This is a genomic window from Mesorhizobium sp. M7A.F.Ca.US.010.02.1.1, from assembly GCF_004023085.1.
Lineage (GTDB): Bacteria > Pseudomonadota > Alphaproteobacteria > Rhizobiales > Rhizobiaceae > Mesorhizobium.
Map to the genome: position 1 here is coordinate 1 of NZ_RZRV01000041.1, position 22,350 is coordinate 22,350.

Annotated in this window: 20 protein-coding genes and 1 riboswitch; of the genes, 13 read left to right on the forward strand and 7 right to left on the reverse strand. The window is 63.1% G+C overall.

Annotated features, from left to right (window positions below):
* Positions 1–327 precede the first annotated feature (327 nt).
* The 4 genes from EOA19_RS28560 (at position 328) to serA (ending at position 5,218) form a co-directional block, all read left to right on the forward strand.
* Positions 328–1,173 carry an outer membrane protein gene (locus EOA19_RS28560; RefSeq protein ID WP_128305508.1) on the forward strand — a complete coding sequence of 282 codons (846 nt, stop codon included), beginning with the start codon at positions 328–330 and terminating at the stop codon, positions 1,171–1,173.
* A gap of 225 nt (positions 1,174–1,398) precedes the next feature.
* A complete protein-coding gene (locus tag EOA19_RS28565) occupies positions 1,399–2,172 on the forward strand; it encodes an outer membrane protein (protein WP_023811865.1) in 774 nt (257 codons plus the stop codon).
* A gap of 201 nt (positions 2,173–2,373) precedes the next feature.
* Positions 2,374–3,549, forward strand: a complete 1,176-nt coding sequence (locus EOA19_RS28570) for a phosphoserine transaminase (protein ID WP_128305509.1) — start codon at positions 2,374–2,376, stop codon at positions 3,547–3,549.
* Between the two features lie 67 nt (positions 3,550–3,616).
* On the forward strand, positions 3,617–5,218 hold the full coding sequence (gene serA, locus EOA19_RS28575; protein WP_023811867.1) for a phosphoglycerate dehydrogenase: 1,602 nt from the start codon (positions 3,617–3,619) through the stop codon (positions 5,216–5,218).
* A gap of 57 nt (positions 5,219–5,275) precedes the next feature.
* On the opposite strand, the gene EOA19_RS28580 is transcribed toward serA, so the two are convergent.
* Both EOA19_RS28580 and EOA19_RS28585 read right to left on the reverse strand, forming a co-directional pair.
* Positions 5,276–5,740, reverse strand: a complete 465-nt coding sequence (locus EOA19_RS28580; RefSeq protein ID WP_128305539.1) for a DUF2231 domain-containing protein — start codon at positions 5,738–5,740, stop codon at positions 5,276–5,278.
* Between the two features lie 151 nt (positions 5,741–5,891).
* Positions 5,892–6,797, reverse strand: a complete 906-nt coding sequence (locus EOA19_RS28585; protein ID WP_128305510.1) for a DMT family transporter — start codon at positions 6,795–6,797, stop codon at positions 5,892–5,894.
* Positions 6,798–7,005: 208 nt separating this feature from the next.
* On the opposite strand from EOA19_RS28585, the gene EOA19_RS28590 reads away from it, so the two are divergent.
* Positions 7,006–8,304 carry an adenylosuccinate synthase gene (locus EOA19_RS28590; RefSeq protein ID WP_127267133.1) on the forward strand — a complete coding sequence of 433 codons (1,299 nt, stop codon included), beginning with the start codon at positions 7,006–7,008 and terminating at the stop codon, positions 8,302–8,304.
* A 75-nt stretch (positions 8,305–8,379) separates the two neighbouring features.
* The gene (locus tag EOA19_RS28595) at positions 8,380–10,029 is read left to right on the forward strand and encodes a hypothetical protein (RefSeq protein ID WP_128305511.1); all 1,650 of its coding nucleotides are present in this window, start codon (positions 8,380–8,382) and stop codon (positions 10,027–10,029) included.
* Between the two features lie 29 nt (positions 10,030–10,058).
* Here the strand turns inward: EOA19_RS28595 and EOA19_RS28600 are convergent, their stop codons facing one another.
* From EOA19_RS28600 to EOA19_RS28615, 4 genes are read right to left on the reverse strand one after another with little or no spacing between them, the layout of a single operon-like run.
* The gene (locus EOA19_RS28600) at positions 10,059–10,358 is read right to left on the reverse strand and encodes a CcdB family protein (protein WP_127297430.1); all 300 of its coding nucleotides are present in this window, start codon (positions 10,356–10,358) and stop codon (positions 10,059–10,061) included.
* A complete protein-coding gene (locus EOA19_RS28605; protein ID WP_128305512.1) occupies positions 10,358–10,600 on the reverse strand; it encodes a type II toxin-antitoxin system CcdA family antitoxin in 243 nt (80 codons plus the stop codon). Before EOA19_RS28605 ends, EOA19_RS28600 begins: the two co-directional genes overlap by 1 nt.
* A gap of 58 nt (positions 10,601–10,658) precedes the next feature.
* On the reverse strand, positions 10,659–12,479 hold the full coding sequence (locus EOA19_RS28610) for an ABC-F family ATP-binding cassette domain-containing protein (protein ID WP_128305513.1): 1,821 nt from the start codon (positions 12,477–12,479) through the stop codon (positions 10,659–10,661).
* Between the two features lies 1 nt (position 12,480).
* On the reverse strand, positions 12,481–13,125 hold the full coding sequence (locus EOA19_RS28615) for a thiamine diphosphokinase (RefSeq protein WP_127297429.1): 645 nt from the start codon (positions 13,123–13,125) through the stop codon (positions 12,481–12,483).
* An 87-nt stretch (positions 13,126–13,212) separates the two neighbouring features.
* Positions 13,213–13,327, forward strand: a riboswitch (TPP riboswitch).
* A 43-nt stretch (positions 13,328–13,370) separates the two neighbouring features.
* Here EOA19_RS28615 and thiB point away from each other — a divergent pair.
* The 4 genes from thiB to EOA19_RS28640 all read left to right on the forward strand — a co-directional run bounded on the left by thiB (position 13,371) and on the right by EOA19_RS28640 (position 18,741).
* Positions 13,371–14,369: a thiamine ABC transporter substrate binding subunit gene (gene thiB, locus EOA19_RS28620; RefSeq protein WP_127297428.1), complete on the forward strand. Its 999-nt coding sequence runs from the start codon at positions 13,371–13,373 to the stop codon at positions 14,367–14,369.
* Positions 14,370–14,612: 243 nt separating this feature from the next.
* Positions 14,613–16,232 (forward strand): thiamine/thiamine pyrophosphate ABC transporter permease, encoded by a 1,620-nt coding sequence (thiP, locus tag EOA19_RS28630; protein WP_128305514.1) that lies wholly within the window; start codon positions 14,613–14,615, stop codon positions 16,230–16,232.
* Positions 16,225–17,016 carry a thiamine ABC transporter ATP-binding protein gene (gene thiQ / locus EOA19_RS28635; protein ID WP_128305515.1) on the forward strand — a complete coding sequence of 264 codons (792 nt, stop codon included), beginning with the start codon at positions 16,225–16,227 and terminating at the stop codon, positions 17,014–17,016. Before thiP ends, thiQ begins: the two co-directional genes overlap by 8 nt.
* A 255-nt stretch (positions 17,017–17,271) precedes the next feature.
* Complete coding sequence (locus EOA19_RS28640) at positions 17,272–18,741, forward strand: M48 family metalloprotease (protein WP_128305516.1); 1,470 nt, start codon at positions 17,272–17,274, stop codon at positions 18,739–18,741.
* 24 nt (positions 18,742–18,765) lie between these two features.
* Here EOA19_RS28640 and EOA19_RS28645 read toward each other — a convergent pair whose 3' ends face one another.
* Positions 18,766–19,629: an RNA polymerase factor sigma-32 gene (locus EOA19_RS28645; RefSeq protein WP_023814301.1), complete on the reverse strand. Its 864-nt coding sequence runs from the start codon at positions 19,627–19,629 to the stop codon at positions 18,766–18,768.
* Positions 19,630–19,952: 323 nt separating this feature from the next.
* On the opposite strand from EOA19_RS28645, the gene EOA19_RS28650 reads away from it, so the two are divergent.
* The 3 genes from EOA19_RS28650 (at position 19,953) to EOA19_RS28660 (ending at position 22,312) form a co-directional block, all read left to right on the forward strand.
* Positions 19,953–20,726 carry an amino acid ABC transporter substrate-binding protein gene (locus EOA19_RS28650; protein ID WP_128305517.1) on the forward strand — a complete coding sequence of 258 codons (774 nt, stop codon included), beginning with the start codon at positions 19,953–19,955 and terminating at the stop codon, positions 20,724–20,726.
* Positions 20,727–20,864: 138 nt separating this feature from the next.
* Positions 20,865–21,545: an amino acid ABC transporter permease gene (locus EOA19_RS28655; protein WP_031213968.1), complete on the forward strand. Its 681-nt coding sequence runs from the start codon at positions 20,865–20,867 to the stop codon at positions 21,543–21,545.
* Positions 21,542–22,312, forward strand: coding sequence for an amino acid ABC transporter ATP-binding protein (locus tag EOA19_RS28660; RefSeq protein ID WP_023814304.1), 771 nt, complete (start codon positions 21,542–21,544; stop codon positions 22,310–22,312). Before EOA19_RS28655 ends, EOA19_RS28660 begins: the two co-directional genes overlap by 4 nt.
* Positions 22,313–22,350: the final 38 nt, after the last annotated feature.

Genomic DNA, 22,350 nt, shown 5'->3' on the forward strand with positions numbered 1-22,350 from the left:
GATAAATCGGCTGTATGTCCTATGCGACCTGGCATCTCAAAACACGAACAGGATGGAAACGAATCTCCATCCTGTTCGATAGGTCTTACCAGATCCTCATCCAGCCCAACTTAAGTGAACTGCATTACGCCCCTCGGCGGGCTTTTTCTTGTCAGCCGCCACTTTTTTCGGTGTCCGTAAATCTCGCGCCAATCCCTAGAGTTTCGAGATTCGTGGTTAAGCAACAGGGTTAAACGCCCTTTAACCTTTGCAATTCATTATCCACGACTGAAAGCCAATCGCATTTCGGGCGGGTTCGCCGTTCCGAGCTTCTCAGGGGTGACAAGCATGTTCAAGACAGCACGAAAGGCCCTGCTCGCCTTACTGTTCGCGGGCCTGGCAGGACCGTTGTTCGCAGCCGACCTGCCGGAACCGATGGTTGAAGAGGCTCCGCCTCAGGCCGTCTACGAACAGCCGGTCGAGGTCGGCGGCTGGTATATCCGTGGCGATATCGGCTATCATAAGTCGAAGGTAGGTGACATTGACTACATCACTTACGGAGCCGAGCCTTGCCCTTGCGGACCTCCTGTCGGAGTCGCCGGCAGCAAGTCCTTCGACTACGGCAAGCTCAAGGGCGGCTTCTCGCTCGGCGCCGGCATCGGCTACAAGATCAACGACCACTTCCGGACCGATCTGACCGCCGACTACTGGTTCAAATCGAACTTCAACGGCGGCACCTCGGATGCCACCACGACCTCGACCGAAGTGTCGAAGATGAGCGCCCTGCTGCTGCTCGCCAATGCCTATGTCGATATCGGCACCTGGCACGGCATCACGCCCTATGTCGGCGCCGGTATCGGCGGTGCCCGGGTCAAGTGGGATACCGTCTATGACCCGAACACCACTGAGACCAATCCCGGATCATCCAACTGGCGCTTCGCTTACGCGGTCATGGCCGGCGCCTCGTACTGCCTGACCGACAAGGTCATCCTCGACGCCGGCTACCGCTTCTCCCATATCCAGGGCGGCCGCATGTTCGAATTTGATACGAGCAGCGCGGGGCCGGGCTTCGATCACGGCTTCAATACCCACGAAGTGCGCGGTGGCCTGCGCTATCAGTTCGGCGGCAGCAACGGTTGCGCCGCGCCGGTCGTCGCCTACCAGCCCGAACCCGAGCCGATCTACACCAAGTAACGCCATCTACATCACTTGAATTCTTCATCACTTGAATTCTTCGAAAACCGTCCGGCCTCAAGCCGGGCGGTTTTTCGTTTGGCCGCCTAGAATCAACAGCGGAAATGAATCCGCTAACGCTCTGTTAGCCTTAACCGGCACTTAACCACTATGGTTAACAATGCTCCTTGAAACGATGGCTGCCGCTGCGATTGCGGGCTGCGCCAAATTCGGGAGTCGGGGACCATGAAACTTACATCGCGTATGGCGCTGGCGCTCGGTGCACTAGCCCTCCTGCCGCTGACGCCGGTGCACGCGGCCGATTATGACCCGCCGATCTATGTCGACCAGGCGCCCGACTATGTCCCGGTCGAGGTCGGTTCCGGCTGGTACCTGCGCGGCGACGTCTCCTATCTGGCGCAGAAGAGCTTCAAAAATGAGGATTTCGCCTTCACACCTTCGCCACCTGCAAGCTTCAGCGACAAAGAAGATCCGATCTTTGCCAGCATCGGCTTCGGCTACCATTTCAACGACTATCTGCGCGCCGACCTCAATCTCGGCTATCTGCCTGGCAACGAGATCGGCGTCGGCTATGACGATTCAGCGACTGCGGCAGAGCCGACCGTGGCGTCGGCATCCCTGAAGAACTACGCCTTGTCGGGCATACTCAACGGCTATGTCGATCTTGGCACCTATGTCGGCATCACACCCTATCTCGGCGCCGGTATCGGGGTCGTCCGCAGCAAGCGCAGCCTGTCGGCAAGCTATTTCACCGACAATGGCGACGACACGGACGATTTCGCCGTAAGTGACAGCAAGACCCAGTACTCGCTGGCCTACACGCTGAATGCGGGCCTCGCCTATCAGGTATCGAAGAACGTTTCCGTCGACCTGGGCTATCAGTATTTCTCCGCCCCGGACGCTGAATATGTGACGGCTGAGAGCCTGACCTCCTATCCGGTCAAAAAAGGTATCAGCAACCATCAGGTCAAGCTCGGGCTGCGCTACGATCTCTGGTAGGCGCGGCGAGCACGAGGTTCAGGACGGCGGATCTTCGGGGTCCGCCGTTTGCGTTTGAAGTCACGACATCCCGATCAGGGATCGCCGGTATCCCGGCAGCGACAAAAACTTTCCTCTTGACGCCCGAAGCCTGAACGCATATCGCCGTCCGTGGGCCACCCCTCCCCAACGAGGGGCCACTATCTGGAAGGATAGACCACGATGACGACGCATACGAAGCCCGGACTCCGTCCGGAAAACCCCAATTTTTCCTCAGGTCCCTGCGCGAAACGTCCCGGCTGGTCGGTCGAGGCGCTGAACAATGCCGCGCTCGGCCGTTCCCACCGCGCCAAGATCGGCAAGACCAAGCTCGAACAGGCGATCGAGCTGACGCGGGAGATTCTCCAGGTCCCGGCGGGTTACCGCATCGGCATCGTGCCGGCGTCGGACACCGGCGCCGTCGAGATGGCGCTGTGGTCGCTGCTCGGCGAGCGCGGCGTCGACATGGTCGCCTGGGAGAGCTTTGGCTCCGGCTGGGTCACCGACGTGGTCAAGCAGTTGAAGCTCGCCGACGTGCGCAAGATCGAAGCCCGCTACGGCGAACTGCCTGATCTTACCAGGATCGATTTCGACCGCGATGTGGTCTTCACCTGGAACGGCACCACGTCGGGCGTGCGCGTGCCGAACGGCGATTTCATTCCCGCAGACCGCAAGGGCCTGACCGTCTGCGATGCGACTTCCGCCGCATTCGCGCAGAGGCTCGACTTCGAAAAGCTCGATGTCGTCACGTTCTCCTGGCAGAAGGTGCTGGGCGGCGAGGGCGCTCACGGCATGCTGATCCTGTCGCCTCGCGCCGTCGAGCGGCTGGAGACCTACAAGCCTTCATGGCCGCTGCCGAAAATCTTCCGCCTGACCTCGGGCGGCAAGCTGATCGAAGGCATCTTCAAGGGCGAGACCATCAACACCCCCTCGATGCTGTGCGTCGAGGATTACCTCGATGCGCTCAACTGGGCGAAGTCGACCGGCGGCCTCGACGCGCTGATCGCCAGGGCGGATGCCAATGCGGCCGTCCTCGATCGCTTTGTCGGCAAATCCTCCTGGCTCGGTCATCTCGCCGTCCAGCCGGCGACACGGTCGAACACGTCCGTCTGCCTGTCCTTCACCGACCCGGACGTGTCCGCGCTCGACGCCGACGGGCAGGCGGCTTTCGCCAAGGGGCTGGTGTCGGTGCTCGACAAGGAAGGCGTCGCCTACGATATCGGTGCCTATCGCGACGCACCGCCCGGCCTGCGCATCTGGTGCGGCGCGACGGTCGAGACGTCGGATCTCGAGGCGCTGCTGCCCTGGCTCGACTGGGCCTTCGCCGCGCAGAAGGCGTCGCTCAAAGCGGCGGCCTGAGATCATTCGCGGCGGCCTCCGGGCCGCCCATTCCTATCAGGATCAAATCCATTTCAAGGAGGCCGCCATGGCGCCCCGCGTTCTCGTCTCAGACAAACTCTCCCCCACCGCCGTGCAGATATTCAAGGATCGTGGCGTCGAGGTCGACTATCTGCCCGATCTGGGCAAGGACAAGGAAAAGCTCGCCGAAGTGATCGGCCAGTATGATGGCCTCGCCATCCGCTCGGCGACCAAGGTCACCGAAAAGCTGATCAACGCCGCTACCAATCTCAAAGTCATCGGCCGCGCCGGCATCGGCGTCGACAATGTCGATATCCCGGCGGCAAGCCGCAAGGGCATTATCGTGATGAACACGCCCTTCGGCAACTCGATCACCACAGCCGAACATGCGGTGGCGATGATCTTTGCGCTGGCGCGCCAGATCCCTGAAGCCAACGCCTCGACCCATGCCGGCAAATGGGAAAAGAACCGCTTCATGGGCGTTGAGATCACCGGCAAGACGCTGGGCGTCATCGGCTGCGGCAACATCGGTTCGATCGTCGCGACACGCGGCGTTGGCCTCAAGATGCACGTCATCGCCTTCGATCCGTTCCTGTCGGACAGCCGTGCCGAGGAGCTTGGCGTCGACAAGGTCGAACTCGACGAACTGTTCGCCCGCGCCGATTTCATCACCCTGCACACGCCGCTGACCGACAAGACGCGCAACATCATCGATGCCGCGGCGATCGCCAAGATGAAGAAGGGCGTGCGCATCATCAATTGCGCACGCGGCGGTCTGATCGTCGAGGCCGACCTGATCGCGGCGCTGAAAAGCGGCAAGGTGGCCGGCGCCGGCGTCGACGTCTTCGAGGTCGAACCGGCCGAGAACAACGAACTGTTCGGCATGGAGAATGTGGTGGCGACGCCGCATCTCGGCGCCTCGACGACGGAGGCCCAGGAGAATGTCGCGCTGCAGGTTGCCGAGCAGATGGCCGACTATCTGATCAAGGGCGCTGTCTCCAACGCCATCAACATGCCGTCGATCACCGCCGAGGAGGCGCCGCGGCTGAAGCCCTTCGTCAAGCTTGCCGAAGTGCTCGGCGCCTTCGTCGGCCAGGTCACCGAGGATCCGATCAAGGAGGTCGAGATCCTGTTCGACGGCTCCACCGCGACGATGAACACGCGCGCGCTGATCAGCGCCGCACTTGCCGGGCTGATCCGGCCTCAGGTCTCGGACGTCAACATGGTGTCGGCGCCGATCATGGTGAAGGAGCGCGGCATCATTGTCGCCGAGGTCAAGCGCGACAAATCGGGCGTGTTCGACGGCTATATCAAGCTGACCGTGAAGACCGAGCACATGACGCGCTCGATCGCCGGCACATGCTTCTCGGATGGCAAGCCACGCTTCATCCAGATCAAGGGCATCAACCTCGATGCCGAGGTCGGCCAGCACATGCTCTACACCACCAATGCCGACGCGCCGGGCATTATCGGGCTGCTCGGCACTGTCTGCGGCGAGAATGGCGTCAACATCGCCAACTTCCAGCTCGGCCGCAACCGGCCGGGCGGCGATGCCATAGCGCTGCTCTATCTCGACGCGCCGTTCCCGGAAGCCGTGCTGGAAAAGGTCAAGGCGCATAAGTCGATCGACTCGGCCAAGCGGCTGCAGTTCGACGTCAACGCGATGTGATCGAGGACAGGCGGTCGCCCACCCCCTCGTTTGATGCCGGCCGCCGCGGCGGCCGGTTCAGGTCAACTCGTCCGAGCCATCGGAGACAGCCACGCGATGTCGGTAGACCAGTTCCCAACCCTTCCAGCCCGTAAACAGCAGGATGAGAACCACGATCAGCGATAGGACGAAGCCGGTTGGCATCACGGCCGCCGCTCCGTCGGCATACCGCGAGTACCAGTTGTAAAGCTCGATCAACACGACGAGTACATTGCCGCCGGCATGAAGCCATGCCGTCGTGAGATTGCGGATCTGAACATCGCCGAGAACATCCGTCAGGCCAGCAAGCGCAGCCAGGGCTGCCATGATCAGGCCTGCGCCGAGAAGCCAAAGCGACCCGGTGACCCATCCGGGATCGGCTGTTCGCCAGAAGATAAGATCGCAAACGAAGGTGCCGACGAAAAAAGCAATCGGAAACGGAATCAGCATGGGATGGATAGGGTGACCAGCGATGCTTGCCGTGCTGCGAGGGTTGTGGCTCATCATGTCGCCTCCCTGCCGTTCAAACTCCGCTGGAGGTGAAATGTTCCAAGTGGGGACGCGGCAGGGTTTATGCCGCTGTTTCCGGGCCAATGGCTAAATCCATGCTGTTCGCGTGAATCACTGCAACGGGGAGAGCGTCAGCCGCCACATGTCATCCGCGGTGGTCCGCCAACGCCATCTTGCGCCCGCTGTATTCGGCAAGCCCGATGCCGCCCAGCACGAGCACCAAAGCCAATGCCTGATAGAGGTGGAACGTCTCGCCGACGATCAGCACCGAAAGCAGCGTGCCGAAGATCGGCACCAGATTGATGAACAGGCCGGCGCGGTTGGCGCCGATCAGTTCGTTGCCTCTGATGTAGAAGATCTGCGAAACGACGGAGGCGCCGATCGCCGTATAGACGATGACGGTCCAGCCGCGCGCGTCGGGCATGATGACCTTGCCGGCGACGACCTCCCACAGGAAGAACGGCAGCGAAGTGACGAGTGCCGCAACCGACAGGGCCAGCATCAGGCTTTGCCAATGCATCACCGGTTTCAACCGCAGTCCGACCGAATAGCCGCTGTAGAGAAACACGGCGACCAGCATGATGGCGTCGCCGAAATTGAGTTCCAGCGTCAACAGCCGGCGCGGGTCGCCATGGCAGGCGGTGAGGATCACGCCGGCGATGGTCAGCACGACGCCGACAATCTGAGCCCAGTTCACGCGCAGGCGGAAGAAGACGAAATTGGCAGTCATGATCAGGATCGGCATCGCCGCCTGTTCGATCGAGACATTGATCGCTGTCGTGTAGTTGAGCGCCGTGTAGAAGATGGTGTTGAACAGGGTGAAGCCGCTGGCGCCGAGGGCGACCAGCACGAACCAGTGCTTGCGGACGACCGACCAGTCCTTCTGGATGGTCTTCCAGCCGATGGGCAGCATGATCGCCACGGCCAGAACCCAGCGCAGGAAGACCAGCGTCATCGGCGAGACGTGATCGACCGCCAGCTTGCCGGCCACCGAATTTCCGCCCCAGAGCAAGGTGGTGAGCAGCAGGAATATGTAGGCGCTTCGATGCATCGCGGGATTCCAGTCGCCGGAGCTGCGGTGTTTGCCGGCCTATTGCCCTCGCTCGCCCAAGTAAATGATGTCAAAGCCGAAAATTGTTGTGCCTCAGGGCATTTTCGACGGCAAAGAAAGGTCGCGCTCGCGAGGTCTTGACGTTATAGAGGCCTGTCGTTTCGAACCATATTCAAGCCGCTTGGCGGCGTCTCAAGGGAAAAGAAACATGGCCAATGTGGTGGTCGTCGGCTCGCAGTGGGGTGACGAAGGCAAGGGCAAGATCGTCGACTGGCTGTCGGAGCGCGCCGATGTCGTGGTGCGTTTCCAGGGCGGCCACAATGCCGGCCATACGTTGGTCGTCGACGGCAAGGTCTACAAGCTGTCGTTGCTTCCGTCGGGCGTCGTGCGCCAGGGCAAGCTGTCCATCATCGGCAATGGCGTCGTGTTTGACCCGCACGCTTTCGTCGCCGAGGTGGCCAAGCTCAAGGCTCAAGGTGTCGAAGTGGCGCCGGATCGCCTGAAAATAGCCGAAAACACAGCGCTTATCCTGTCCCTGCATCGGGAGCTGGACGGATTCCGTGAGGACGCCGCATCCAATTCCGGGACGAAGATTGGCACGACCCGTCGTGGCATCGGCCCCGCCTACGAGGACAAGGTGGGCCGGCGCGCGGTCAGGGTGATGGACTTGGCGGATTTGGAAACACTGCCCGTGAAGGTTGACAGGCTGCTGACGCACCACAATGCGCTGCGTCGGGGGCTTGGCCATGCGGAAGTCACGCATGACGCGATCATGCAGGAACTGACCTCGGTCGCCGACGACATCCTGCCCTATATGGACCGGGTCTGGAAAATCCTCGACGACAAGCGCCGGGCTGGCGAGCGTATCCTGTTCGAGGGCGCGCAGGGCACGCTGCTTGACATAGACCACGGCACCTATCCATTCGTGACCTCGTCGAACACGGTTGCCGGACAGGCTGCCGCCGGCTCCGGCGTCGGCCCAGGCGCTATCGGCTATGTGCTCGGCATCACCAAAGCCTATACGACACGCGTCGGCGAGGGTCCGTTCCCGACCGAGCAGAAGAACGAGGTCGGCGAATTCCTCGGCACGCGCGGCCATGAATTCGGCGTCGTCACCGGCCGCAAGCGCCGCTGCGGCTGGTTCGACGCGGTGCTGGTACGCCAGGCCGTCGCTGTCAACGGCATCAAGGGCATCGCGCTGACCAAGCTCGACGTGCTCGACGGGCTGGACGAGATCAAGGTCTGCACAGGTTATCGTCTCGACGGCGAGATGATCGATTATCTGCCGGCCAGCCAGGGCGCGCAGGCACGTGTCGAGCCGGTCTACGAGACGCTCGAGGGCTGGAAAGGCACCACTGCCGGCGCGCGCAGCTGGAACGATCTGCCGGCCCAGGCCGTCAAATACGTCCGCTACATCGAAGAGCTGATCGGCGCCCCGGTCGCACTCCTTTCCACCAGCCCCGAACGGGACGACACGATACTTGTGACCGATCCGTTTCAAGACTAGTTTCTGAAGCCTTTCCGGGCATCGCGGCCGATTTGCGGGGGCCGGCGCGGAAACAAAATACAGGTCGACTGAAGCATGGCAGATTACGTTGCTATTCTGAAAAAGGCGCTCGGCAAGCATGGTGACGAGACGCCGGAAAAGCGTACGCGCATCTATGCCAGCGTTCGCACCATGCTGGCGAAGAAGCTTGAGGAATATTCGCCGCCGCCGGCCGCCGAAGCCATAGCCACGCAGATGCGTTCGCTGGAAGACGCGATCGCGAGTGTCGAGCGGGACTATGCCAAGAGCCTGCCGGAGACCGATCCGCTGGCGGAGCTGGAACACATCTTTTCGTCGATCGATCGCAACAAGAATCAGCCAACCCATACACGGCAGCCGGCCAAGGCCGAATCAGCCTGGCCGGCACCGCCCGCTGCAAAGCCTGAATCTTATCAGCCCGCGCCACCACCTGCCGCCAAGGTCGAGCCGAGCTGGCAAAGGGCGACGCCGGCGCCTTCCCAGCTGGCTCGCGCCGACACGCCTCTTCCAGGTATGGATGCCGACGAGGAGGAGGACGAGGCCGATGTCTTTTCCAGCGACGAAGAGCCGGTGTCGGATACCTTCCAGCGCCTGCGTCCCGCCGAGCGCAAGCGCAGCTATGGTGGGCTGATCGCGGCCGTCGTCGCTCTTCTGGTCGTAGCCGGCGGCGGCTACGGAATCTGGCTGAACAAGGATGCCTTCGGCAAAATGCTTGGGTTTGGCGGCAATCAGGTCGCCAAGACCGAGCCGGTGAAACCAGCGCCTGCCAAGCCGGCAACCGATGCCGCGGCAACGCCTCCGGCGCCCGCGGCTGGCGGCACGGAAGCCGAAAGCACGAAATTCACGCAGCGGCTGACGCCGCAGGGCAGTGAAGTCGACCCGGGTCCGGCCGGTGGCCAAAGCGGCATCGGCGAAGGCGAATCGGTCGCCGCGCTGACCACGCCGCCCTCGGCGACGAACCCACCGGCGATTTCCGCTCCGGCCGCAGGCACACCTGCCGCGGCAGCGCCCCCCGCTACAGGTGCCGCCCCCGCAACACCGCCTGCCAACGGAGCTGCCCCGGCAGCGCCAGCCGATGCTGCCGGCACGCCGACCGCACCGGCCGGCGCCGCGCCGCCCGCCACGGCAGCTGCGCCTGCGGAAGCCGCTCTGCCTGTCGGCCAGAAGGCGATCTTCTATGAGGAGCGTACCAGCACTGCCCAGGGTTCCGCCGAGCCCGGCAACATCGTCTGGTCGCTGGTGCAGGAATCGCCCGGTGGCGACCTGCCGCCGGAGCCGGCGATCCGCGCCGAGGCCACCATTCCCGGCAAGGACATCCAGTTGCGCATGACCATCCGCCGCAACACCGACCAGACACTGCCGGCCAGCCATATCATCGAGATGATCTTCCTGACGCCCGACGGTTTCGAGGGCGGCGGTGTCGACAACATCCTGCGCGTCGCCATGAAGGGTTCGGAGCAGGATGCCGGCAGCCCGTTGATCGGCATTCCGGCCAAGATCGCCGACGGCTTCTTCCTCGTCGCGCTCAACGATACCAAGGCCGACGAAGACGCCAACATGACCCTGCTTCGCGGCCAGGACTGGATCGACGTACCGGTCGTCTACAAGACCGGACGGCGGGCACTGCTGACCATGGAAAAGGGCATTCCCGGCGAGAAGGTGTTCGACGAGGCAATCAAGGCCTGGCAGGCGAAGACGGCGGGCTGAGAAGGAAGCCGGCCCGAAGCCTCGTTGACTCAGAAGCCCTGGAACAACATATCGAGCGCGGCGACGATGTCGTCGTGGTGCCGGGAGAGATTTCCCTCGGCATCCGGCAATTCAGAGGCCATCAAGGCTGACATGAACTGCGTGACCATTACATGATCTTTGCCATCGATAGCGAAGGTCGGATTTAGTCGGCGGCCCGGAACCGGTGCTATGTTGGGCGGCATCAACGGAATGACGACTCTTGTGCTCAGTCCTTCAAGAAGGTCGGACTGAACATCGAGAAAATAGCCGCCGCCTTCAGCATTCCGATAAAGATCGTAACGTGCCATCAAAACAGCCGGTATTTGGCTAATGGCAGTCCGTTGCGCCTGACATATTCATTGGAGCTTTCAATGGCTTCTTTGTTTTCCTCTTGCCATCGACGCGTCTTTTCCGCCGCAATCGCTTTCGCGATCCCCGCCTCGGCGGCACGGGAAATGTTGATGCCCAACGCTTTCGCGTCGCTGATCAACTGGGAATCGATGGACGTGTTGACGGATTGCCGTTGAGGTTTTGACGTCGATTGAAGCATGGAAATCGCTCTCTTTTATGCGCATAATGTAGGCGCATAAAAGTTCACACACAATCCCTTACCCTTCCATCTCCTCGCGCAGCATCTCCAGTTCCAGCCACTCTTCCTCCAGCGCCGCCAGCGTGGCGCGCTCCTTGTCGAGGGCGGCGATGGTTTTCTGGAAGGAGGCCGGGTCGCGCTCGTAATAGGCCGGATCGGCGATGTTGTTCTCCAGCCTTGAGATCGAAGCCGTCACAGCCTCGATTTTCTTGGGCAGCGATTCCAGCGCGAATTTCTGTTTGAACGACAGTTTCTTCGCCGGCCCCTTTGGCGCGGCCGCTTCACTTCTGGTCGTCACTGGCGCTTCGCCGTTTTCGGCCTTCGCACGCGCCTTGCGGTCGTCCAGCCTGGTGCCGCCGCGCTGCGCCAGCATGTCGGAGTAGCCGCCGGCATATTCGATCCAGCGGCCTTCACCATCCGGCGCGATCAGGCTGGTCACGGTGCGGTCGAGGAAATCGCGATCGTGGCTGACCAGGATGACGGTGCCGGCAAAGCCGGCGACCAGTTCCTGCAGCAGTTCCAGCGTCTCCATATCGAGATCGTTGGTCGGCTCGTCGAGCACCAGAAGGTTTGCCGGCCGCGCCAGCACCCGCGCCAGCAAGAGCCGTGCCCGTTCTCCGCCGGACAACTCGCGCACCGGCGTGCGTGCCTGCTCCGGCTTGAACAGGAAATCCTTCATGTAGGAGACGACGTGGCGCTGCTCGCCATTGATGACGAGGTTCTCGCCGCGCCCGTCGGTGAGATATTGCGCCAGCGTCTCCTGCGGGTCGACCGCCTCGCGCTTCTGGTCGAGCGTGGCGATCTCCAGATTGGTGCCGAGCCGCACCGAACCGACGTCCGGCTTCATCTCGCCGGTCAGCATCTTCAAGAGCGTCGTCTTGCCGGCGCCGTTCGGCCCGACCAGGCCGACGCGATCGCCGCGCTGGATGCGGGTCGAAAACCCCTTGACCACGGTGAGATCGCCAAAGCTCTTCTCGATGTTCTTCGCCTCGATCACCAGCTTGCCGGACTCGGCGGCGTCGCTCGCCACCATGGTCGCCGACCCTTCGGCACCGCGATGGCCGCGAAAACGCTGGCGCATGGTCTGCAACTCGCCGAGCCGGCGCATGTTTCGCTTGCGCCGCGCCGTCACGCCGTAGCGCAGCCAATGCTCTTCGCGAACGATCTGGCGGCCGAGTTTATGCTGCTCGCGCTCTTCTTCCTCCAGGACCAGGTCGCGCCATTCCTCGAAATGGCCAAAGCCCTTGTCCAGCCTGCGGGTCTGGCCGCGATCGAGCCAGATGGTGGCGCGCGACACACGTTCGAGAAAGCGGCGGTCGTGCGAGATGACGATCAGTGCCGAGGAGGTGCGGATGAGTTCTTCTTCCAGCCATTCGATGACCGAGAGGTCGAGATGGTTGGTCGGCTCATCGAGCAGCAGGATGTCTGGCTCCGGCGCCATCACGCGGGCAAGGGCAGCACGCCTCGCCTCGCCGCCCGACAGATCATTCGGACGTTCCTCACCCGACAGTCCGAGATGCTCCATCAGATAGCTGGCTCGGTAGGGATCGTCGGCGGGGCCAAGCCCGGCCTCGACATAGGCGCGGACGGTGGCAAAGCCCTCCATGTCCGGCATCTGCGGCAAATAGCGGATAGTTGCCGAAGGCTGGCGGAACACCTCGCCGTCCTGCGGCTCGATCAGGCCAGCGGCGATCTTCAGCAGGGTCGACTTGCCCGACCCGTTGCGGCCGACCAGTGCAATCTTGTCGCCGGCCGAAGCCGTCAAGGCGGCGCCGTCGAGCAGCGGCGTGCCGCCGAAGGTCAGTTTTATCCCGTCGAGGTTGAGAAGAGGCGGGGCCATGTCAGCTTTCAGGTAAGGGATAGGGATGAGCGAGCAGCATCGCGCGGCCATGGTCCAGTGCGATTTCGAGGCGGCCCTTGACCTCGTTGGAGATGGTCAGCGACGAACCGAACGCCACCTTGACGTGGTTCAGCGGCCATTTGGCGCCGGTGACGGTCAGGCCGGCGAGCTCGGAAAAGCCGAGCACCGAAAACAGCGTGCCATCGGCATAGTCGAAGCCGGCCGTTCCGCGCAGCAGGGGAATGCCCTCCTGGGCGCCGCTGGTCAGGAGCACATCAGTCCCGGCCTCGGCCAGCCGGAGGGCAAGCGCCAGATGCAGGAAAGCGTGGTCGGCGCGCTTGCCGCCGAAAGCACCGGCGAGCACCAGGCGGGTCGCGCCGCGCTCGAGTGCGGCGGCAATGGCCAGTTCGCCATCGGTCTGGTCCTTTTCCGCCGGGAAGGTCCGGCGCGGCACGGAAGCGAGATCGTCAGGCAGCTTGGCTGGCACGGAATCGAAATCGCCCACCCACAGTTCGGGCACGAGACCCAGCAGCCGCGCATGCCCGATGCCGGCGTCGGCGGCGATGACGCGGGAGCCTTCGGCCTGGCGGTCGAGCCGTGGCGTGCGGATGAGATCGCCGCCAAGCAGGATGGTGAATGTGCTCATATCGTGTGGCCCTTACCAGCCCGGCACGGGAAACGGAAGGCGGCAAACTCCCACTTGCATGGGGGATCGGCCCGGCCTATGTGTCGAAACGCTCTAACGGGGTGCCGGACGCGATCTTCGCGGACCGGCTGAGAGGCAGTCTCGCCAACCCGCTGAACCTGATCCGGTTTGTACCGGCGGAGGGATTAGACGTTTCGGACAGTCCGACGCCTCAATTCCTTTTAATTCGAACGAAGGAGGCGCCGATGCGCACGCATTTATACGCTCTAGTCTCAGCAATGGCCGTGGTCCTGTCCGGACCGGCCTTGGCCAAGGACAAACTCACCGTCTACACCTATGAGAGCTTTACCGCCGACTGGGGTCCGGGTCCCGTGGTGAAGAAGGAGTTCGAGGCCGAATGCGGCTGCGATGTCGAGTTCGTCTCGGTCGCCGACGGCGTCGCGCTGCTCAACCGCGTCAGATTGGAAGGCGCGTCGACCAAGGCCGATATCGTGCTTGGCCTCGACACCAATCTCACCGCCGATGCCAAGGCGTCAGGCTTGTTCGCGCCGCATGGCGGCGTAACTGATGTCAACGTGCCGGGTGGCTGGAGCGACGATACTTTTGTCCCCTTTGACTACGGATATTTCGCCGTCGTCTACGACTCCGAGAAGCTGAAGAACCCGCCGAAAAGCCTGAAAGAACTGGTCGAGGGCAGTGCCGATGACAAGATCGTCATCCAGGATCCGCGCACCTCCACGCCGGGCCTCGGTCTGCTTCTGTGGGTCAAGTCGGTCTATGGCGACAAGGCGCCCGAGGCCTGGGCCAAGCTCAAGGCGAAAGTGCTGACCGTGACGCCGGGCTGGAGCGAGGCCTATGGGCTGTTCACCAAGGGCGAGGCGCCGATGGTGCTGTCCTACACGACGTCGCCGGCCTACCACATGGTCGCCGAGAAGACAGAGCGCTATCAGGCAGCGTCGTTCGAGGAGGGCGAGTATTTGCAGATAGAAGTCGCGGGTATCACCACGGCGGGGGCCAAGAACCCGCTGGCGGCCAAGTTCATCGCCTTCATGACCGGGCCGAAATTCCAGGATGCCATCCCCGAGACCAACTGGATGTTCCCGGCCGGCAAGACCGACAAGCCGCTCAATCCGGCCTTCGACAAATTGGTCAAGCCGACCAAGACCTTGCTGTTCAGCCCCGACGAGGTCGCCGCCAACCGCAAGGCCTGGGTCGATGAGTGGCTGGCGGTGATGAGCAAGTAGGCTTGCGAGTTCTTTTGATGTTCGCGCCACTCCACCCCCCTCTGGCCTGCCGGCAATCTCCCCCTCAAGGGGGGAGATTGGCAGTGTCGTTGCTGGTTATAGTCCGGCAACGTTGGAGACTAGCGGAAGCATGGGTGGCGGCCGATCTCCTCCCTGGAGGGGGAGATGTCCGGCAGGACAGAGGGGGGCGCCAAGGAACGCAATCCTTTGTAATTGCCGCGATGGAAAGAATGGTGGTCCAGCGTGCAACGCGCGTCTGACCCCCGCATCACCGCTGGCACCCTCGCGCTCGCTGCAATCGCGCTGCTGATCGGCGGCGCGTTTGCCGGCCTGCTTTTCGAGGGCGCCCATGATTTCTCGGGCGCCTGGGCAGCCTTCGATCCCTATCTGCTTCGCGTCATTCGCTTCACGCTCTGGCAAGCGGCGCTCTCGACGCTGCTTTCGGTCATCCCGGCGCTGTTCGTGGCGCGCGCTCTGTCGCGACATCCACGTTTCTTCGGTCGCGCCTTCATCCTGCAGATATTCGCCGTGCCGTTGGCGCTGCCGGCTATTGTCGCAGCACTCGGCATCCTGGCGCTTTATGGCCGTGCCGGCTATTTCGCCGGCGTGTTTGCTGTGATCGGCGGGGGAAGCTGGCCGGGCATCTATGGCCTGTCCGGCATCCTCGTCGCCCATGTCTTCTTCAACCTGCCGCTGGCGACGCGGCTGTTCCTCGAGGCGCTGCAGACCATACCGGCCGACCAATGGCGGTTGGCGAGCCAGCTCGGCATGGCGGCGCGGCCGGCGTTCCGGCTAATCGAATGGCCAACGCTGCGCGCCGCACTGCCCGGCGTCGCCGGGCTGGTGTTCATGCTCTGCATCACATCCTTCACCATCGTGCTGACGCTCGGCGGCGGGCCGGCCGCGACGACGCTTGAGGTCGGCATCTACCAGGCGCTGCGCTTCGATTTCGATCCCGCCCGGGCCGTTACATTGACGCTGTTGCAGATCGCCTTGACCTTTATCGTTGTGCTGGCCCTAACGCGCCTGGGCGCCAATGTGGTCGGCGACACCAATTTGCCGGTCGCGCAACGCCGCTATCTCTCGGTCAATCGGAGCGAGACCTGGTTGAACGCGCTAGTCATCATCCTGGCGCTGCTGTTCGTCGTTGGGCCGATGGCGGCAACCGTGGTGGCCGGGCTGGGTGCGGACCTCGGCCGTTTGGCCAGAGAGGCCACTGTCCGGCAGGCAACGCTGACCAGCGCGGCGCTCGCCTTTCTGTCGGCGCTGCTTTCGGTGATGCTGTCGCTGGCGCTGACCATGGCGCGGCGGGCACTGGCGCTGAACCGCCGTGCCGGCGCAAAGACACTGCTCGAACGCGCCACCGATACAGGCGCCGGTTTTGTCCTTGTCGTGCCGCCGATCGTCGTCGGCGCCGGCTGGTTCGTGTTGCTGCGCCATGCCGGCGATGTCTTTGCCATCGCCCCGGTCATGGTCGTCACCGTCAATGCGGTGATGGCGATGCCGTTCGCCCTGCGCGCCGTGCGTCCCGCCTATGATGCGGCGAGCGAGCGTCACGAACGGCTCTGCGCACTGCTCGGCATTGCGGGCTGGAACCGGCTGATGCTGGTCGACTGGCCGTCGCTGCGGCGACCGCTCGCCACGGCCTTCGCTTTCGCCATGGCGCTGTCGCTCGGCGATCTCGGTGTCATTGCCCTGTTCGGCAGTGATTCCGTGCAGACATTGCCCTACCTTCTTCTGGCACGGATGGGCAGCTACCGCACCGAGGATGCCGCCGGCCTGGCACTGCTGCTCGGCTTCGTCTGTCTCGCGTTGATCGTGGCGGCGCACTGGCTGGGAAGGGAGAAGGTCCGCGATGCGTGAGAGGGCGGCCAACAGGCTCGAAAAGGGCGCGCCGGTGCGGCTGGACAATGTGTCGTTCAGTTATGGCAGCTATGGCGATGCGCCACTTGTCTTCGACGTCGAGTTCGCCACGGCGAAGATCACCGCCATCATGGGTCCGAGCGGTTCGGGCAAGTCGACACTGCTCAATCTGGTCGCCGGCTTCGAGACCCCACAATCGGGCCGCGTGCTGATCGGCGGGGCCGATGTCAGCACCGAGCCGGCCTCGGCGCGGCCGGTGTCGATGGTGTTCCAGGAGAACAATCTCTTCGCGCATCTTTCCGTCGAGCAGAATGTCGGGCTCGGCCGCTCGCCCTCCCTGGGACTGACCGAGGCGGACCGCGCCGCGGTCGCCGAGGCGCTTGCGCGCACCGGTCTCGCGGGCAAGGAGAAACGCCTACCGCGCGAGCTCTCCGGGGGCGAACGCCAGCGCGTCGCACTGGCCCGCGTGCTGGTGCGCGACCGACCGGTGTTGCTGCTCGACGAGCCCTTTGCTTCGCTCGGACCCGCTTTGCGCGACGAGATGCTGGATCTGGTTGCTGCCGTTCATGCCGAACGCGCCATGACGGTGCTATTTGTCACCCACCAGCCCGAGGATGCACGCCGCATCGGCGAGCACATGGTGTTTGTCGACAATGGGTTGGTGGCCGCAACCGGCAAGGCTGATGATTTCTTTACCGGGGCTGGTCCGGAGGCGTTCCGGCGCTATATCGGCGCGGGTGCTGGATATTCCACATCACGCGATGTTGCCCGGAAGCGGACATAATTTACGGTCAAACCGGCTCCAGGCGATGTGGCGTTTGCTTGCCATGACCGGGGGAGTGTGGCTAGGTCGCCCTACCGGTCCTGCACAGGCCGTGATTTGCCTGCAGTATCCGCCGCCGCCCTAAGGGACGGGCACGGATGCTGCAGCAGTTTGAGATAGCGCATGACACGTTCCGAAGATCGCCCCCGATTTTCGTGATCATGCGCCGGGACCCGAAAGGAAGCCGTTCTGGCGATCGGCGCTAACACATTGGGAATGAAACCGCTGGCGCGCTTTCTCGCGCTGGCTGGCTTTGCCGTGGCGTTGGCAAGCTGCCAGATGTTCACGCCGCCTGAAGTTCAGGAATCCGGCTTCCAGCCTTCCGACAAGCCGATCACGGTGGACAATGTCGGCGCCAACAACAAGCTCGCCGAATTGGCCAAGGCGCAGCACCCGCGCATCCTGGCGACTTATGGCGGTGAATATTCCGACTCCAAGCTCGAACGCATGGTCGCCAAGGTGGTCGGTAGTTTGACGGTGGTGTCCGCCAACCCGACACAGACCTATCGCATCACCATTTTAAATTCGCCCAACGTCAACGCATTCGCGCTGCCGGGCGGCTATCTCTACATCACCCGCGGCCTCCTGGCGCTGGCCAATGATTCGGCCGAGCTTGCCGCCGTCATCGCGCATGAGATGGGCCACGTCACCGCCAATCACGGCCTGCAGCGCCAGCAACTGGAGGCCGAGGAAGGCCTGGCCACCAAGGTGGTTTCGGACGTGCTCGGCGACAGCCCGACCGCCAAGGCGGCGTTGATCCGTGGCAAGCTGAGGCTGGCGCAATTTTCGCGCAACCAGGAGCTGGAAGCCGACGCCATCGGCATCAAATCGATCGGCGAGGCCGGCTACGATCCTTTCGCCGCAGGCCGCTTCCTTCAATCGATGTCGGCCTATACCGATTTCCGCTCGATCAGCGGCGCCACCGATGCCAGCCTGGACTTCCTGGCCACGCACCCCAACACGCCGCAGCGCATCGATCTGGCGCAGCGCCATGCCCGCCAGTTCGGCGCGCCGGGCGTCGGCACGCGCGACCGCGATTCCTTCCTCGCCGGCATAGACGGCCTGCTCTATGGCGACACACCCGAGGAAGGCTATGTGCGCGGCGAAACCTTCCTGCACCCGGGCCTTGGCGTGTCGTTCACGGTGCCGGACGGCTTCATCATCGACAATTCGGCGGCAGCGGTGACGGCCACCGGCCCCGGCGACATAGCGATCCGTTTCGATGGCGTTTCCATCGACAAGAACCGGGCGCTGACGGACTATATCCGCAGCGGCTGGGTGGCTGGTCTCGTCGACAGCAGCGTCAAGCAGGAAACCATCAACGGCAATGAGGCGGCGACCGCGCATGCCGGCGCCGAAGGCTGGCAGTTCGACATTGCGGTGATCCGCGCCGGCGGCCAGGTCTACCGGCTGCTGACCGCGGCCCCTTCCGCCAGCACGTCGCTGGACACGATCGCCCGCTCGGTCAGCGGCTCGTTCCGGATTTTGAGCGCTGCCGAAAAGGCGGCGCTGAAGCCGCTGCACATCCGCGTCGTCACCGTCCAGCCTGGGCAGACGATGGGTTCGCTTTCGGCGCAGATGGTCGGCGTCGACCGCAAGCTCGACCTGTTCCGCGTGCTCAATGCGCTGTCGCCGGGTGCCGCCGTTTCGGCCGGCGACAAGGTCAAGATCGTCACCGACAAGTAGGCGCCGCTGGACGCCTGCCGCCGTTCAGGCGGCAGTCGCCATGAACTCCGGATTCTGCTTCACCAATGCGACCTTGAGCTTTTCCATGGCGCGGGCCTCGATCTGGCGGACGCGTTCCTTGGAGATGCCGAGCGTTTCGCCGAGCGCTTCGAGTGTGGCGCCCTCGTCGTTCAGCCGCCGTTCCTCGATGATCCTCAGTTCCCGTGCGTTGAGCGCGCGAAGCGCCTCCCTCAGCCAGAGCGAGCGGCGCGCGACATCGATCTTGTCGCCGACGATCTCGTCGGGCAGCGGATCGTCCGAAATCAGGAAATCCATGCGCTCGGTCGAACCCGCATCGTCGGCAATAGGCATGTTGAGCGAGGAGTCGGGCGCCGAGAGCCGCGAATCCATCATCGCCACATCGGCTTCGGAGACGCCAAGCGCCTCCGACACCTCGCGATAGAGCGTGGCGTTGGAGAGCGGCTCCGTGCCATTCGCCAACCGCGCGCGCAGGCGTCGCAAATTGAAGAACAGCGCCTTCTGGGCCGAGCTGGTGCCACCACGCACGATAGACCAGTTGCGCAGGATATAGTCCTGCATCGAGGCGCGAATCCACCATGTCGCATAGGTCGAGAACCGCACCTCGCGCTCCGGCTCGAAGCGGGCGGCGGCCTCGAGCAGTCCGACATGACCCTCCTGAACCAGGTCGCCGAGCGGCAGGCCGTAATGGCGGAATTTGGAGGCCATGGAAATGACCAGCCGCATATGGGCGACGGTGATGCTGTGCAGCGCGTTCTGGTCGTTGTCCTCTTTCCAGAGCAATGCAAGCCGATGCTCTTCGTCACGCTCGAGGTAGGGAGCCTTCATTGCCGCGCGGACCATGATCCGTCCTGCCGTGTCTTCCATCATGAGGCGCTCCCTGGGTGGTGCGGATGACTTTGCAAACTTGGCTGGCGCCCGGGTTGAAATGGCGGCGTCGTGCCCTACAACAGCCAGAACTGCCATGCGCGGGAAAGGTTCCGCGACCGTGGCGGCCGGATTGTGTTGCCTGAAGGATTTCCAGGACGGTTCGTGATGGCTGGGATGACGAGCAGAAAGTGCCATTTGGAGAATTAGGTTTCATAAACCGGTTATTTTTGAAATTCTGTTCCTTATTTTTTCGGCTTGCATCTGTCAGCTTCCAGCGCTCACAAATATGCCGGCCAGCCGGCCAAGGACGGGATCACAGAAAAATGAAATGGCTCAAGTCGCTCATCATCGCCGGAACGCTGCAGGCCCTGGCTGTCACTGCAGGCCATGCCGGCGCCAATCTCGACCAGATCAAGCACGCCGGTGTCATCAAGGTCGGCACGGAAGGCACCTATGCGCCGTTCACCTACCATGACACGTCCGGTGCACTGGTCGGCTTCGACGTCGAAATCGCCAAGGCGATCGCCGACAAGCTTGGCGTCAAGGCCGAGTTCCTCGAAGGCAAGTGGGATGGACTGATCGCCGGCCTCGACGCCAATCGCTACGATGCCGTTATCAATCAGGTCGGCATCACCGACGCCCGCAAGGCAAAGTACGACTTCTCCGATCCCTACATCGCCTCCAAGGCGGTGCTGATCGTGCGCGGCGACAACACCGACATCAAGAGCTTCGCCGATCTCAAGGGCAAGAAGTCGGCGCAGTCGCTGACCTCGAATTTCGGCAAGCTGGCCGAAACGAACGGCGCCGAACTGGTCGGCACCGATGGCTTCGACCAGTCGATCCAGCTGCTTCTGACCGGCCGCGCCGACGCCACGATCAATGACAGTCTGTCGTTCCTCGACTTCAAGAAGCACAAGCCCGACGCCAATGTGAGGATCGCCGCGCAAGAGGAAAACGCCGACTATTCCGGCGTCATCGTGCGCAAGGGCGACCCGGAGCTGGTCGCCGCGATCAACAAGGCGCTGGCCGATATCAAGGCCGACGGCACCTACAAGAAGATCTCCGACACCTATTTCGGCCAGGACGTTTCGAAGTAATCCGGGAGGCGGGCCGGTCCGCCGCCCATGAGACTATCGAGCGGCGAGCCGTCTTTGACGGCCCGCCGCTTTTGTCGTGATATGGCCGACGCATTCTTGCTTTGACCAAGCTGCTTCGACCAATCTGGAGGGTCTTACGTGCCGCACTGGCTGCAACTGATGCTGGAGTCGCTGCCTTCGCTCCTGTGGGCGGCGCTGATCTTCACCGTGCCGCTGACGCTATTGTCCTTTGCTCTCGGCTTGACGGTCGGCCTGGGTGCTGCACTCGCCCGGCTGTTCGGCCCCAAGCCGCTGGTCGCGCTGGTGCGCTTCTATGTCTGGATCTTCCGCGGTACGCCGCTCCTGGTGCAGCTGTTCCTCATCTTCTACGGCCTGCCGTCGGTCGGGATCCTGCTCGACGCCTTCACGGCGGCGCTGATCGGCTTTACCTTGAACATCGGCGCCTACACGTCGGAAATCATCCGCGCGGCCATAGGCTCGGTGCCGAAAGGCCAGTGGGAAGCCGCCTATTCGATCGGCATGACCTGGGGCCAGGCGATGCGGCGCACCATTCTGCCGCAAGCCGGCCGGGTCGCGGTGCCGCCGCTCTCCAACACCTTCATCTCGCTGGTCAAGGACACGTCGCTGGCCGCCGCCATCACCGTGCCGGAGATGTTCCAGGCGGCGCAGCGCATCGTCGCCACCACCTATGAGCCGCTGATCCTCTATGTCGAGGCGGCGATCCTTTATCTGGCGCTGAGTTCGGTGCTGTCGGCCTTGCAGACGCGGCTGGAGATCCGGCTCAACCGCTATGGCGGCTTCCTGGAGGCACGCTCATGATCGGCCTCAGCAACATCGAAAAGCGCTTCGGCGACAATCTCGTGTTGAAGGGCGTGACAGTCACCATTGCCGAAGGCAGCGTCACGGCGCTGGTCGGACCTTCGGGCGGGGGGAAGAGCACCCTGCTGCGCTGCATCAACCTCCTGGAGATTCCGACTTCGGGCACGGTGCGGATCGGCGACGAGACGCTCGAATTCCACCCCGGCGGCAGGGTTCCGGCCAGGGATATCCAGCGCCTGCGGCTGCAGACCGGCATGGTGTTTCAGAATTTTCAACTGTTTCCGCATCGCACCGCGATCGAGAATGTCATGGAAGGGCTGGTGACGGTGCTGAGATGGCCGCCTGAGAGGGCACGCGAGCGGGCGCTGGCTTTGCTGGAGAAGGTGGGGATGGCGCACAAGGCCGATGCTTGGCCAGCGACCTTGTCCGGCGGCCAGCAGCAGCGCGTGGCGATCGCCCGCGCGTTGGCGCCGTCACCGAAAGTGCTGCTCTGCGACGAGCCGACTTCGGCGCTCGACCCGGAGCTGGCGCAAGAGGTGGTCGACGTGCTCGGCAAGCTCGCCAGCGAAGGCACGACCATGGTGATGGCGACGCATGATCTGCGCCTCGCCTCCAAGATCGCCCAGGAAGTGGTGTTCCTCGATGCCGGTGTCGTCGTCGAGAAGGGACCGGCCGCGGTGCTGTTCAACAATCCGGAGCAGCAGCGGACCAAGCGCTTCATTGCGACGCTGAAGCAGGAGGCTGAGAAGGAAGGCGGCGGCGCGTAAGCGCGCGGCCCAGAGTGTGTTGAATTCGGGTGATGGCC

Coding starts and splice junctions, on each gene's coding strand:
- EOA19_RS28605 (WP_128305512.1), bottom strand. CDS start 10,600: ATGCTTCAATCGACGTCAAAACCTCAACGGCAATCCGTCAACACGTCC.
- EOA19_RS28615 (WP_127297429.1), bottom strand. CDS start 13,125: ATGAGCACATTCACCATCCTGCTTGGCGGCGATCTCATCCGCACGCCA.
- serA (WP_023811867.1), top strand. CDS start 3,617: ATGGCGCCCCGCGTTCTCGTCTCAGACAAACTCTCCCCCACCGCCGTG.
- EOA19_RS28570 (WP_128305509.1), top strand. CDS start 2,374: ATGACGACGCATACGAAGCCCGGACTCCGTCCGGAAAACCCCAATTTT.
- EOA19_RS28580 (WP_128305539.1), bottom strand. CDS start 5,740: ATGAGCCACAACCCTCGCAGCACGGCAAGCATCGCTGGTCACCCTATC.
- EOA19_RS28590 (WP_127267133.1), top strand. CDS start 7,006: ATGGCCAATGTGGTGGTCGTCGGCTCGCAGTGGGGTGACGAAGGCAAG.
- EOA19_RS28645 (WP_023814301.1), bottom strand. CDS start 19,629: ATGATGGAAGACACGGCAGGACGGATCATGGTCCGCGCGGCAATGAAG.
- EOA19_RS28560 (WP_128305508.1), top strand. CDS start 328: ATGTTCAAGACAGCACGAAAGGCCCTGCTCGCCTTACTGTTCGCGGGC.
- EOA19_RS28610 (WP_128305513.1), bottom strand. CDS start 12,479: ATGGCCCCGCCTCTTCTCAACCTCGACGGGATAAAACTGACCTTCGGC.
- thiQ (WP_128305515.1), top strand. CDS start 16,225: ATGCGTGAGAGGGCGGCCAACAGGCTCGAAAAGGGCGCGCCGGTGCGG.
- EOA19_RS28640 (WP_128305516.1), top strand. CDS start 17,272: ATGAAACCGCTGGCGCGCTTTCTCGCGCTGGCTGGCTTTGCCGTGGCG.
- EOA19_RS28600 (WP_127297430.1), bottom strand. CDS start 10,358: ATGGCACGTTACGATCTTTATCGGAATGCTGAAGGCGGCGGCTATTTT.
- EOA19_RS28595 (WP_128305511.1), top strand. CDS start 8,380: ATGGCAGATTACGTTGCTATTCTGAAAAAGGCGCTCGGCAAGCATGGT.
- EOA19_RS28650 (WP_128305517.1), top strand. CDS start 19,953: ATGAAATGGCTCAAGTCGCTCATCATCGCCGGAACGCTGCAGGCCCTG.
- EOA19_RS28565 (WP_023811865.1), top strand. CDS start 1,399: ATGAAACTTACATCGCGTATGGCGCTGGCGCTCGGTGCACTAGCCCTC.
- EOA19_RS28585 (WP_128305510.1), bottom strand. CDS start 6,797: ATGCATCGAAGCGCCTACATATTCCTGCTGCTCACCACCTTGCTCTGG.
- thiB (WP_127297428.1), top strand. CDS start 13,371: ATGCGCACGCATTTATACGCTCTAGTCTCAGCAATGGCCGTGGTCCTG.
- EOA19_RS28660 (WP_023814304.1), top strand. CDS start 21,542: ATGATCGGCCTCAGCAACATCGAAAAGCGCTTCGGCGACAATCTCGTG.